At 71.7% G+C, this 12,695-nt stretch carries 12 protein-coding genes; 2 read left to right on the top strand and 10 right to left on the bottom strand.

The features are described 5' to 3' along the window. Positions 1-153: 153 nt before the first annotated feature. The 7 genes from ruvB to ACIO3O_RS15325 form a co-directional block, all read right to left on the bottom strand. On the bottom strand, positions 154-1,230 hold the full coding sequence (gene ruvB / locus ACIO3O_RS15295) for a Holliday junction branch migration DNA helicase RuvB (protein ID WP_401745483.1): 1,077 nt from the start codon (positions 1,228-1,230) through the stop codon (positions 154-156). A gap of 53 nt (positions 1,231-1,283) precedes the next feature. After that, positions 1,284-1,913, bottom strand: a complete 630-nt coding sequence (gene ruvA / locus ACIO3O_RS15300; RefSeq protein ID WP_401745484.1) for a Holliday junction branch migration protein RuvA — start codon at positions 1,911-1,913, stop codon at positions 1,284-1,286. After that, a complete protein-coding gene (gene ruvC, locus ACIO3O_RS15305; RefSeq protein ID WP_401745486.1) occupies positions 1,910-2,470 on the bottom strand; it encodes a crossover junction endodeoxyribonuclease RuvC in 561 nt (186 codons plus the stop codon). The genes ruvA and ruvC overlap by 4 nt, the downstream gene beginning before the upstream one ends. Positions 2,471-2,640: 170 nt before the next feature. Continuing rightward, the gene (locus tag ACIO3O_RS15310) at positions 2,641-3,396 is read right to left on the bottom strand and encodes a YebC/PmpR family DNA-binding transcriptional regulator (RefSeq protein ID WP_401745488.1); all 756 of its coding nucleotides are present in this window, start codon (positions 3,394-3,396) and stop codon (positions 2,641-2,643) included. A gap of 76 nt (positions 3,397-3,472) precedes the next feature. After that, the gene (pdxT, locus tag ACIO3O_RS15315; protein ID WP_401745489.1) at positions 3,473-4,066 is read right to left on the bottom strand and encodes a pyridoxal 5'-phosphate synthase glutaminase subunit PdxT; all 594 of its coding nucleotides are present in this window, start codon (positions 4,064-4,066) and stop codon (positions 3,473-3,475) included. 5 nt (positions 4,067-4,071) lie between these two features. Further along, positions 4,072-4,980, bottom strand: a complete 909-nt coding sequence (pdxS, locus tag ACIO3O_RS15320; protein ID WP_401745491.1) for a pyridoxal 5'-phosphate synthase lyase subunit PdxS — start codon at positions 4,978-4,980, stop codon at positions 4,072-4,074. A 176-nt stretch (positions 4,981-5,156) separates the two neighbouring features. Beyond that, entirely contained in the window at positions 5,157-5,699 is a 543-nt protein-coding gene (locus tag ACIO3O_RS15325) for a hypothetical protein (RefSeq protein ID WP_401745492.1), read from the bottom strand. 290 nt (positions 5,700-5,989) lie between these two features. On the opposite strand from ACIO3O_RS15325, the gene ACIO3O_RS15330 reads away from it, so the two are divergent. Further along, positions 5,990-7,207, top strand: a complete 1,218-nt coding sequence (locus ACIO3O_RS15330) for a hypothetical protein (RefSeq protein WP_401745494.1) — start codon at positions 5,990-5,992, stop codon at positions 7,205-7,207. A gap of 117 nt (positions 7,208-7,324) precedes the next feature. On the opposite strand, the gene ACIO3O_RS15335 is transcribed toward ACIO3O_RS15330, so the two are convergent. Genes ACIO3O_RS15335 through pgsA form a run of 3 tightly spaced genes read right to left on the bottom strand, consistent with a single transcriptional unit; the run spans position 7,325 to position 10,100 of the window. Beyond that, positions 7,325-8,500 (bottom strand): glycosyltransferase family 4 protein, encoded by a 1,176-nt coding sequence (locus tag ACIO3O_RS15335; RefSeq protein WP_401745496.1) that lies wholly within the window; start codon positions 8,498-8,500, stop codon positions 7,325-7,327. After that, positions 8,497-9,429 (bottom strand): phosphatidylinositol mannoside acyltransferase, encoded by a 933-nt coding sequence (locus ACIO3O_RS15340; protein ID WP_401745895.1) that lies wholly within the window; start codon positions 9,427-9,429, stop codon positions 8,497-8,499. Before ACIO3O_RS15340 ends, ACIO3O_RS15335 begins: the two co-directional genes overlap by 4 nt. Positions 9,430-9,443: 14 nt before the next feature. Further along, positions 9,444-10,100: a phosphatidylinositol phosphate synthase gene (gene pgsA, locus ACIO3O_RS15345; RefSeq protein ID WP_401745498.1), complete on the bottom strand. Its 657-nt coding sequence runs from the start codon at positions 10,098-10,100 to the stop codon at positions 9,444-9,446. 295 nt (positions 10,101-10,395) lie between these two features. Here pgsA and ACIO3O_RS15350 point away from each other — a divergent pair, with 295 nt between their 5' ends. Further along, positions 10,396-12,600 carry an elongation factor G-like protein EF-G2 gene (locus tag ACIO3O_RS15350; RefSeq protein ID WP_401745500.1) on the top strand — a complete coding sequence of 735 codons (2,205 nt, stop codon included), beginning with the start codon at positions 10,396-10,398 and terminating at the stop codon, positions 12,598-12,600. The last annotated feature ends 95 nt before the right edge of the window (positions 12,601-12,695 follow it).

Here is a 12,695-nt window from a genome sequence, read left to right on the forward strand (position 1 = left end):
TCCTTCGCACGACCGCGTCGAGGGCGGCCTGTATATACGGGGGTGGGCATGCCGACGGGAAGGTCGGCATCGGCGGAGTCTAAGCGAGTCCGCGTATCTGGAACAACGTCCAGCATCGCACTGGGGTTCCTGAGCGTGCGAGCCTCCGCGCCGTCACGTCCCGAACAGACCCGGTTGTCCGCCTTTCCCCAGGCCCTGCTGGGGCGGCACGAGCCCCAGGTGCGCCCACGCGGCGGGCGTGGCGACCCGCCCGCGCGGTGTTCTGGCCAGAAGACCTTCTCGTACGAGGAACGGCTCGGCCACTTCCTCGACGGTCTCGCGCTCCTCCCCGACCGCGACGGCGAGCGTGGACAGGCCGACGGGTCCGCCGCCGAAGAGCTTCAGGAGCGCCTCCAGGACGGCCCGGTCGAGCCGGTCCAGTCCGCGTGCGTCCACTTCGTACACCTTGAGGGCGGCGGCGGCGATGTCCTTGTCGATGATTCCGCCGTCGGTCTTGACCTGGGCGTAGTCACGGACCCGGCGCAGCAGCCGGTTGGCGATGCGGGGGGTGCCCCGGGAGCGTCCGGCGATCTCGGCGGCTCCGTCGGCGCCGATCTCGACGTCGAGGAGGCGGGCGGAGCGGTGGACGACGCGCTCCAGCTCGGCGGGTTCGTAGAACTCCATGTGTCCGGTGAAGCCGAAGCGGTCGCGCAGCGGCGGCGGCAGGAGACCGGCCCGGGTGGTCGCGCCGACCAGGGTGAAGGGCGGCAGCTCCAGCGGAATCGCGGTGGCGCCGGGGCCCTTGCCGACGATGACGTCGACCCGGAAGTCCTCCATCGCCATGTACAGCATTTCCTCCGCCGGGCGGGACATCCGGTGGATCTCGTCGAGGAAGAGGACCTCACCCTCCTGGAGGGAGGAGAGGATCGCGGCGAGGTCGCCCGCGTGCTGGATGGCCGGGCCGCTGGTGATGCGGATCGGGGCGCCCATCTCGGCGGCGATGATCATCGAGAGGGTGGTCTTGCCGAGACCGGGGGCGCCGGAGAGCAGGACGTGGTCGGCGGTCGCGCCCCGGGCGCGGGCGGCCTTCAGCACCAGGTCGAGCTGCTCGCGCACCTTCTCCTGGCCGATGAACTCCTCCAGGTCCTTGGGGCGCAGGGCGGCCTCGACGGCCTGGTCCTCGCCGTCGGCGGAGGAGTCGACCAGCCTCGCGTCGGCGGGGGTGTCGGGTCCGGTCTCGTCCCAGTTCATGTGCGGATCGCTCTCGGGTCGGGTGCTGCGGCTCTACGTCGGGGCCGTGCGGGTCAGCGGGTGCGGTTGAGGGTCTGCAGGGCGGCCCGCAGCAGCTGCGGCACCGGCGGCTGGGTGCCTTCGGCGAGGGCTGCCTCGGCCTGCGGGGTGACGGCGGCGACCGCTTCCTCGGCCTCCCGGGAGGCGTAGCCGAGGCCGATGAGCGCGGCGCTGAGCTGCTCGGTCCAGGGGGCGGGGCCCGACGCGACGCGCTGGGCGCCGAGCTGTGCACCGGTGCCGAGCGGGGCCCCGAGCCGGTCCTTCAGCTCCAGCAGCAGCTTCTGCGCACCCTTCTTCCCGATGCCGGGGACGGCGGTGAGGGCCTTCTCGTCGCCGGTGGACACCGCGAGGCGCAGGGCGTCGGGGCTGTGCACGGCGAGCATGGCCTGGGCGAGGCGGGGGCCGACGCCGCTGGCGGTCTGGAGCAGCTCGAAGACCTGCCGCTCGTCGTCGTCGGCGAAGCCGTACAGGGTGAGCGAGTCCTCCCGTACGACCAGCGAGGTGGCGAGCTTCGCCTCCTGGCCCATGCGCAGGGTGGACAGGGTGTTGGGGGTGCACTGGACGGCCATGCCGACGCCGCCGACCTCGATCACCGCGGTGGTGGGGGCGAGGGCGGCCACCGGGCCACTGACGAAGGCGATCATGAGGTGCGGCCTTTCCTGACGGCGGTACGAACGGGTGCGGTACGGGACTTGTGTGCGGCCACCGCCTGCTGGAGGCGGTTCTGCGCGGGGGCCCGCCAGATGTGGCAGATGGCGAGGGCCAGCGCGTCGGCGGCGTCGGCGGGTTTCGGCGGGGCGTCGAGCCGCAGCAGCCGGGTCACCATGGCTCCGACCTGCGCCTTGTCGGCGCGGCCGCTGCCGCTGACGGCGGCCTTGACCTCGCTGGGGGTGTGCAGGGCGACGGGGATGCCGCGCCGGGACGCGCACAGCATGGCCACGGCGCTGGCCTGGGCGGTGCCCATCACCGTACTGACGTTGTGCTGGCTGAAGACGCGTTCCACGGCGAGGACTTCGGGGCGGTAGTCGTCGAGCCACTGCTCGATGCCCTGCTCGATGGCGACCAGCCGCAGCCCCAACTCGGCTTCGGGGGGCGTGCGTACGACACCCACTCCGCACATGGTCAGCGGACGCCCGGCGACGCCTTCGACCACGCCGACACCGCACCGGGTCAGACCGGGGTCCACCCCAAGCACCCGCATCGCACCCCTCCTTCGCTCACCTGTTTGTGCAGGCTATCGGCTCGCACTGACAATCAGGCCCGCCAACACAGCCCCGCCGTCCCGGGCCGGGCAACGCGACGGGCCGACGGGAAGGTCTCCCGTCGGCCCGTCGTCGTACCGGCAACTGGCGGTGCACCGGCAACCGGCGATCACTCGCCGTCGATCGCCGCCATGACCTTGTCGCTGACGTCGAAGTTGGCGAAGACGTTCTGCACGTCGTCGCTGTCCTCCAGCGCGTCGATCAGCTTGAAGATCTTGCGCGCGCCCTCTTCCTCCAGCTCGACCTGCATGGTCGGGACGAAGTTGGCGTCGGCGGAGTCGTAGTCGATGCCCGCCTCCTGGAGCGCGGTGCGGACCGCGACCAGGTCGGTGGCCTCGCTGAGCACCTCGAAGCTGTCGCCGAGGTCGTTGACCTCTTCGGCACCCGCGTCGAGGACCGCGCCCAGCACGTCGTCCTCGGTGAGCTCACCCTTGGGGACGACGATGACGCCCTTGCGGTGGAAGAGGTACGACACGGAGCCCGGGTCGGCCATGGAGCCGCCGTTGCGGGTCATGGCGACACGCACGTCGGAGGCGGCACGGTTGCGGTTGTCGGTGAGGCACTCGATGAGCACCGCGACACCGTTCGGGCCGTAGCCCTCGTACATGATCGTCTCGTAGTCGGCGCCACCGGCTTCGAGACCGGCGCCGCGCTTGACCGCGGAGTCGATGTTCTTGTTCGGGACCGAGCTCTTCTTGGCCTTCTGGATGGCGTCGAAGAGGGTCGGGTTGCCCGCCGGGTCGGCGCCGCCCGTGCGCGCCGCGACCTCGATATTCTTGATCATCTTCGCGAAGAGCTTGCCGCGCTTGGCGTCAATCACGGCCTTCTTGTGCTTCGTCGTAGCCCATTTAGAGTGGCCGGACATCTGCCTGTCTCCTTCGCGTAACCAATTCTGCTGCGTTCGGCAGAGATCCTACCGGGATCCCCGCCGATGACTGCGCTCAGGCGGCAGCACGCACCATGTCGACGAACATCGCGTGCATCCGGTGGTCGCCGGTGAGCTCCGGATGGAAGGACGTCGCGAGCGCGTTCTTCTGCCGTACGGCCACGATGTGGTCGCCGTGCTCGGCGAGCACCTCGACCTCCGCGCCGACCGATTCCACCCACGGTGCGCGGATGAAGACGCCCTCGACGGGGCCGCCCTCGACGCCCGTGACCTCGACGGTCGTCTCGAAGGACTCGTTCTGCCGGCCGAAGGCGTTGCGGCGGACGATCATGTCGATGCCGCCCAGGGTCTCCTGGCCGGACCGGGGGTCGAGGATCTTGTCCGCGAGGAGGATCATCCCGGCGCAGGTGCCGTAGACCGGCATCCCGGCGGCGATGCGCTCGCGCAGCGGCTCCAGGAGCCCGAAGAGGGACGCCAGCTTGGAGATGGTGGTGGACTCGCCGCCCGGAATCACCAGGCCGTCGACCTCCGCCAGTTCCTCGGGGCGCCGGACCTCCCGGGCCGTGGCGTCGGCCACGGCCAGGGCGATCAGGTGCTCCCGGACGTCGCCCTGGAGGGCCAGGACGCCGACAACGGGGTTGCTCTTCATGCTGCTTACCAGCCCCGGTTGGCGTAGCGCTCGGACTCGGGGAGGGTGTCGCAGTTGATGCCGACCATGGCCTCGCCGAGGTTGCGGGAGGCGTCCGCGATGATCTTCGGGTCGTCGAAGAAGGTGGTGGCGCGGACGATGGCGGCGGCACGCTTGGCCGGGTCGCCGGACTTGAAGATGCCGGAGCCGACGAAGACGCCCTCGGCACCGAGCTGGCGCATCAGCGCGGCGTCGGCGGGGGTGGCCACACCACCGGCGGAGAACAGCACCACGGGGAGCTTGCCGAGCTCGGCGACCTCCTTGACCAGCTCGTACGGGGCGCGGAGCTCCTTGGCGGCGGCGAACAGCTCGTTGTTGTCGAAGCCGCGCAGCTTGGCGATCTCGTTCTTGATCTGGCGCAGGTGGCGGACGGCCTCGACGACGTTGCCGGTGCCGGCCTCGCCCTTGGAGCGGATCATGGCCGCACCCTCGGCGATGCGGCGCAGGGCCTCGCCCAGGTTGGTGGCACCGCACACGAAGGGGGTGGTGAAGGCCCACTTGTCGGAGTGGTTGACCTCGTCGGCCGGGGTGAGGACCTCGGACTCGTCGATGTAGTCGACGCCCAGCGACTGGAGCACCTGGGCCTCGACGAAGTGGCCGATCCGGGACTTCGCCATGACCGGGATGGACACGGCCGCGATGATCTCTTCGATCATGTTGGGGTCGGACATCCGGGCCACACCGCCGTCCTTGCGGATGTCGGCGGGCACCCGCTCCAGCGCCATGACGGCGACCGCGCCCGCGTCCTCGGCGATCTTCGCCTGCTCGGCGTTGACGACGTCCATGATCACGCCGCCCTTGAGCTGCTCGGCCATGCCGCGCTTGACGCGGTCGGTGCCGGTGGCCGGGGACTGGGGAGTGGGGGTGCTGGACATGTTCGACCTCGCTCGATGACGAAAGACAGGCGTTTTTAGCGATACGGGCGCGCCTTCGGGTGGCGCACGCTGCCCGCACAGCCGAGGAAACGCCCTGCGACCAGTCCACTGCAAGGGCCAATGGGGAGCCGGTGGATCGTTTTCATCCCACGAAGGCGTACGAAGTGGAACCGGCGTTACGTTCCGGGACGGTCGGCCAGTGCCACCGGAGCCTCGTCGTCCATTTCGAAGGCCAGCGGGAACGGGGCGTGCCCGGCCAGCCGGAACCACCGCACCTTGCGGTGCCGGCGCAGGGCGCGGGCGGCCCGTACGGAGTCGTTGTGGAACCGCCGCGCCATCGGCACCCGCCGCACGGCGGCCGCCAGCTCCCCGGCAGCTTCCTCGCCGCCCGGGGCCAGCTTGAGCGCCTCCACCTGCTCCGGTTCCCCGAACACGGCCCGCAGCGCCTGGCTCAGCTCGCTCTCGGCGACCTCCCGCTGCTCCTCCTCGGCCTGGCGGGCGTCGTGGGCGGCCTGGTACAGCACGATCGACGAGGCGGGGTCGAGCACCCCGGAGGTCGCCAACTCCTGCGCCACGGACGCCCGGCGCAGCAACTGCGCGTCGAGGGCGGCACGCGAGGCGTCGATACGGGCGTGCAGGCGGTCCAGCCGCCCGGCGGTCCAACTGAGGTAGAGCCCGATCGCGAACAGGCCGACAACGATCCAAATGAGGGTGGTCACGGCCCGCAAGGCTACCGGCGAACAGACGGCGCCCCGTCAGGGGCGCGGGGAACTGCGCGAGCAACCACGACGCACCCGCACGAGAACCGTGCATGCTCCCGCGGATTTAGGTGAAGGGGCGGGGCTGGGGACCGCTTGCCCGCGCGGGGCAGAGCAGAACGCTTCAAGCACCGGAAGGCGAGCCGGGCCCGGCAGAAGTGGGCCCCTTGGAACCCCCGCCCCCTTCCGCAAGACTGCGACCCCACCGCGCCACAGGGGCGCGCGAGCACTTCCCAGGGGGACGACCACCCATGGACAGACGGACCTTACTGGCAGCCGCCGCTGCCGGAGCGCTGGCAGGCACCCTGCCCACCTCCACCGCCCACGCCGCACCCACCACCCCCGACCCCCTCCCCCGCATCGCCCACACCCTCGGCGCCTCTCTCGCCCGGACGGTCCACGGCGACGGCTGGACCCACCTCCGTCTCACCCTCCCCGACGCCCCCGTCCCCCTCGGCGTCGACGTCCTCGCCGACACCCGTCGGCCCCCGCAGGGGATCGCCTACCTCCTCCCCGGCGGCGGCCTCAACTTCGCCGCGAACTTCTTCACCCCGCGCGCCCGCAACCTCGCCCACCACCTGCGCTCCCAGGGCCTGTTGGTCATCGGCATCAGCCCCCGCGAGGACCTCGCGAAGCCCACCGACCTGACGGCCTCCTGGGGCCAGGCCGCGCACAAGGCCGACGCGGCGAAGGTGATCACCGCCGTCGACCGCGCCCTGTGCCTGCCGTACCAGTTCGTCGGCCATTCGGCGGGAGCGGCCCTCGCCCTCGACCTGGCCTCGACGGACCGCTCACCGAGACTGCGCAGGGCGGTCGCGATCGACACCACGGGCCCGTACACGGGTGCGCAACAGGCCCGGGCCGTACAGATGCAGGCCGCGATCCAGGGCCAGATCGACGCGGGCGTCCTGTACGGGGACACCGGCCTGAAGGGCCTGGTCTCCCGCGCGCTGACCGACCCGAACGGCGCCTCGCCCGTCCCCCGCCCGACGGACCCGGCCACCTTCTTCACGAACGCGGCCTTCGCCCACTTCGCGCTGATCCGCACGCGCGCGCTCCCCAGCGCCACCAACTGGATCTACCAGCAGGGCTACAGCGCGGGCACGTTCACGTTCGGCGCGACCCCGCTCGACGACCGCTACTCCCTCACCCACACCCCGCTCGCCACCTGGGGCGAGGCCACCCGGGCCCTCGGCAGCGGCCTGGTCCCCAACGCACTGCTCCGCGACCTCGCCGCGATCTGGGCGGGGGACACCGCGACGTACCCCTTCGACTGGTCCGGCATCCGCACGGAGGTCGTCTGGGTCAACGCGGCACTGGGCCGGGGCGACGAACCGCACGGCGCGGAGCTGATCCGGGCCGGGGGCAACCGGCGGGTGACCTTCCGGGTCGTCCCCGACTACGGACACGCGGACCCCGTGTGGAGCGACACGGCGGACCAGGACGTCTGGCGGCACCTGACCCCGTAAACACCCCGCGCAAGCACCCTGCAAGCACCACAAGCACCGCAGGCATCTCAAGCCCCCCGTGAACGAACAACGGGCTGCGGGGGCACACCGCCCCCGCAGCCCGCCCCTTCCCCCTGCCTACTCCCGCCCCATCCGGGCCCGCGCCCGCGCCCGCAGTCCGCCCCGCTCCCCCACGTCCTCCGCCGCCACCGCGTTCGCGCCGTCCGTCACCGTCTCGTACACGGCCAGGATGTCGGCGGCCACCGTCGACCAGTCGAAGCGCCGCACATGCGCCGCCCCCCGCTCGCTCAGCCCCTTGCGCCGCTCCGCGTCCTCCAGCAGCCGCACCGCCGCCCCGGCCAGCGCGTCCGCGTCCTCGTTGGCGAACAGGTCACCGGCCGCCCCCTGGTCCAGCACCTGCGCGAACGCGTCCAGGTCGCTGGCCAGCACTGGCGCGCCCGCGGACATCGCCTCGACCAGGATGATCCCGAAGGACTCCCCACCGGTGTTGGGAGCGACGTACACATCGACACTGCGCAGCAGCCGCGCCTTGTCCTCGTCGCTGACCATGCCGAGGAACTCCACCCGCGAGCGCAGCTCCTCCGGGAGGGAGGCGACGGCCTCCTTCTCGTCGCCGCGCCCCGCGACCAGCAGCCTCGCCCCGGGCCGCTCGGCGAAGACGCGCGGCAGCGCCCGCATCAGCACGGGCAGCCCCTTGCGCGGCTCGTCGATCCGCCCGATGAAGCCGAGGGTCTCCCCCTGCCACTCCTCCTTGGGCTCGGCCTTGGCGAAGAAGTCGACATCCACCCCGTTGGGAATGGTGACCGCGTCACCGCCGAGGTGCTCCACCAGCGTGCGCCGCGCGTACTCGCTCACCGCGATCCGCGCGCTGATCTTCTCCAGCGCGGGCTGCAGGATCGGGTACGCCGCCAGCATCACCCGCGAGCGCGCGGTCGACGTGTGGAAGGTCGCCACGATCGGCCCCTGCGCCGCCCAGCAGGTCAGCAGCCCCAGCGACGGAGCGGCCGGCTCGTGGATGTGCACCACGTCAAAGGCCCCGTCGTGCAGCCACTTGCGCACCCGGGCGGCCGACAGGACGCCGAAGCTCAGCCGCGCGACCGACCCGTTGTACCGGACCGGGACCGCCCGCCCCGCCGACACCACGTACGGCGGCAGCGGCGTGTCGTCGTCCGCCGGAGCCAGCACGGAGATCTCGTGCCCGAGCCCGATCAGGTGCTCGGCGAGGTCCCGGATGTGGAACTGGACGCCGCCCGGCACGTCCCACGAGTACGGGCAGACGATCCCGACCTTCACGCCCGGTCCTCCGTCCGGGGTTCCAGATCCGCCGTCCGGGGTTCCAGATCCACCGTCCACAGCCTTTGCAGCATGTGCCAGTCCTCCGGATGCTCGGCGATCCCGGTGGCGAAGGCATCGGCCAGCGCCTGTGTCATCGTGGACGTCTTCTCGCCCCGCGTACCTGTCTCGGGCACGTCGACCGGCGGGTGCACCCGCCCCCGCATCACCTTCGGCCCGTCGTACCAGAGCGTCACGGGCAGCAGCAGCGCCCCCGTCTGCTGGGCGAGTATCGCGGGCCCGGCGGGCATCTTCGCGCTCTCGCCGAAGTACTTGACCTCGACACCGGACGCGGACAGGTCCCGGTCGGCGACCAGGCACACCAGTCCGCCGCCCCGCAGCCTGCGCGCCAGCGTCCCGAAGGCCGAACCGCCCGTGTGCGGCAGGACCTCCATGCCCAGGCTCTCGCGGTACGCCACGAACCTGTCGTACAGGGACTCCGGCTTCAGCCGCTCGGCGACCGTCGTGAAGGGGTGGCCGAGGTGGCTGGTCACCCAGACTCCCGCCAGGTCCCAGTTCCCCATGTGCGGCAGCGCCAGCACCACGCCCCGGCCGCTCTCCAGCGCATCGGTTATCCGGTGCGCGTCCTGGATGCGCACATCGGCGGCGATCCGCTCCGGCGTCCACGAGGGCAGCCGGAAGGACTCCATCCAGTAGCGCATGTACGAGCGCATGCCCGCCCGGGACAGCGCCCGCAGCCGGGCCTCGCTCGCGTCGGGGACGACCCGGGCGAGGTTGGACTCCAGGCGCAGCACGCTCTTGCCGCGCCGCTTCCAGGTCTGGTCGGCGATGGTGCGGCCGAGCCGCGCGACGAGCGGCTCCGGGAGCTTCTTCACACCGGCCCAGCCGAGCCCGTACAACCCGTCGACCAGCCGGTCCTGGGGCGTCATGCGTTCGAGGGTGCTCACGTCGCGGCTCCGTTCCCGGTCGCCGCGTCCGCCTCGGCGGACTCCCGGCGCACCGTCACCACCCGTTGCCCCAGGGTCACCAGGGACCCCACGGCGACGACCCACAGCGCGATCGGCAGCAGGATCTCCACGCCGGGCAGCCCGAACGTGTGCAGCCCCGCGACACCGGCCGCGACCAGCGTGATGACCAGGCGTTCCGCCCGCTCGACCAGCCCGTTGACGGCGACCGGCAGGCCGATCGCCTCGCCGCGGGCCTTCGTGTACGAGACGACCTGGCCGCTCGCGAGGCAGAAGATGGACACCGCGCACAGCACGTTGTCGTCGCCGTTGCCCGCGTACCAGAGGGCGAGCCCGCCGAAGATGCCCGCGTCGGCCACCCGGTCCAGCGTCGAGTCGAGGAACGCGCCCCACCGGCTGGAGACTCCGGCCTGCCGGGCCATGTTGCCGTCGACGAGGTCGGAGAAGACGAAGAGGGTGATGACGATGGTGCCCCAGAAGAACTCCCCGCGGGGGAAGAAGACCAGCGCACCCGCCATCACCCCGGCAGTACCGATGAGGGTGACCGCATCCGGACTGACTCCGCGGCGGAGCAGAAATGCGGCAAACGGTGTGAGGACACGCGTGAAGAATGCACGCGCGTACTTGTTCAGCATGGCCTTCCCGAGGGGTCGGATCGCCGAGCGGCCCCTATGGCCACCGGCTGGCCCATCGTAGCCACGACCGCCCCGCCGCACCGCCGGGCACCCGCCCGCCGCCGTGTCCGTACGACAGATGGCCGCAATCGGGCCCTCGCGGAGCGGCCGAACACGCAACGGACCGGGGTATGGACGCACAGTGACCCGAGTGGAAAGCTCGAATGACCGCGGGCGTCACCGGTGCCGCCACGCCGCTGCGGCTCCCCGTGCCCGCGCCCTTCACCGTGCACTTCTCCTCGGGAGGCCGGAAACCATGGGCGACAAGACACACACGAGCGCACACCCCGGAGCCGCCGGCAGGGCTCCATTGGCCGACCGCCCCGCATCCGTACGGAACGTGGTGCTGGTCGGCCACAGCGGATCGGGCAAGACCACCCTGGTGGAAGCCCTCGCGCTCGCCGCGGGGGCAGTGAACCGGGCGGGCCGGGTCGAGGACGGGACGACCGTCTCCGACCACGACGAGATCGAGCACCGCCAGCAACGGTCCGTACAGCTCTCCCTCGTCCCCGTCGAGTGGGACGGCATCAAGGTCAATCTCATCGACACCCCCGGCTACGCCGACTTCGTCGGGGAACTGAGGGCCGGTCTGCGGGCTGCGGACGCGGCCCTCTTCGTCGTCTCGGCCTCCGACGGCGTCGACGGCGCGACCCGCATGGTGTGGGAGGAGTGCGCCGCCGTCGGCATGCCGCGCGCCATCGTGGTGACCCACCTGGAGGCCGCCCGCGCCAACTTCGAGTCCATGACCGACTTCTGCGCCACGGCCTTCGGCAACGACGACCCCGACGCCGTGCTCCCGCTCTATCTGCCGCTGTACGGGGACCACGGCCCCGACGGGCACGCCCCCGTCGCCGGACTCCTCGGTCTGCTCTCGCAGCAGATCTACGACTACTCCTCGGGCGAACGCAAGGAGCTCGCCCCCGACCCCGCCCAGCTCCCCCGCATCGAGGCGGCCCGCAACCGGCTGATCGAGGGCATCATCGCCGAGAGCGAGGACGAGTCCCTCATGGACCGCTACCTCGACGGCGAGGACATCGACCTCAAGACCCTGATCGACGACCTCGAACGGGCCGTCGCCCGCGGCACCTTCCACCCCGTGCTCGCCGCCGCGCCCGCCCCCGAGGGCAGCCGCCAGGGCCTGGGCACGGTCGAGATCCTGGAGCTGATCACCGGCGGCTTCCCGACCCCCGCCGAACACGAACTGCCCGCCGTCACCACCCCGCAGGGCCGCCCCGCACCCCCGCTGACCTGCGACCCGGCGGGCCCGCTGGTCGCCGAGGTGGTCAAGACCGCCTCCGACCCGTACGTCGGCCGGATCTCCCTGGTCCGCGTCTTCTCCGGGACGCTCCGCCCCGACGAGACCGTCCACGTCTCCGGGCACGGCATGGCCGACCGGGGTCACGAGGACCACGATGTCGACGAGCGCGTCGGCGCCCTCTCCGCCCCCTTCGGCAAACAGCAGCGCACCCTCTCCCACGTCATCGCGGGCGACCTCGCCTGCGTGGCCAAACTCACCCGCGCGGAAACCGGCGACACCCTCTCCGCGCGGGACAACCCGCTGCTCATGGAGCCCTGGCAGATGCCCGACCCGCTCCTCCCGCTCGCCATCCAGGCCCACAGCAAGGCCGACGAGGACAAGCTCTCCCAGGGCCTCGCCCGCCTGGTCGCCGAGGACCCCACGATGCGCCTGGAGCAGAACCAGGCCACCCACCAACTCGTCCTGTGGTGCCTGGGCGAGGCCCACCGCGACGTCGCCCTCGAACGGCTGCGCTCCCGGTACGGGGTCCAGGTCGACGCCGTCGACCACAAGGTGTCCCTGCGCGAGACCTTCGGCGAGAAGACCGCCGGGCGCGGCCGGCACGTCAAACAGTCCGGCGGCCACGGCCAGTACGCCATCTGCGAGATCGACGTGGAGCCGCTGCCGCCCGGTACCGGCATCGAATTCGTCGACAAGGTGGTCGGCGGTGCGGTGCCACGCCAGTTCATCCCCTCCGTCGAGAAGGGCGTACGCGCCCAGGCCGCCCGGGGCCTGGCCACCGGGTATCCGCTCGTCGACGTACGTATCACCCTGCGGGACGGCAAGGCCCACTCGGTGGACTCCTCCGACGCCGCCTTCCAGACCGCCGGGGCCCTCGCCCTGCGCGAAGCCGCCGCCGACGCCCGCATCGACCTCCTCGAACCCGTCGCCGCCGTCACCGTCCTGGTCCCCGACGACTACGTCGGGCCCGTGATGAGCGACCTGTCCGGCAGGCGCGGCCGCGTCGTCGGCACCGAACAGGCGGGCCACGGCCGCACCCTGGTGCGGGCCGAGGTCCCCGAGATCGAGATCGGCCGGTACGCCGTCGACCTGCGCTCCGTGTCCCACGGCACCGGCCGCTTCCACCGCACGTACGCCCGGCACGAACCCATGCCTCCCCAGATCGCAGGCAAATTCCGCGAACGGGAGCAAAACGGCGGCTAGTTGACCGATTTGCGGCAATGCCGCCCGCCCAATTCCCTTGCGGTGGGCGGCATTCCGCGCTCCCATGACGAAGAGGACCCCACGTCGATACGCTG

It is taken from the genome of Streptomyces sp. NPDC087440, from assembly GCF_044744005.1.
GTDB lineage: Bacteria > Actinomycetota > Actinomycetes > Streptomycetales > Streptomycetaceae > Streptomyces.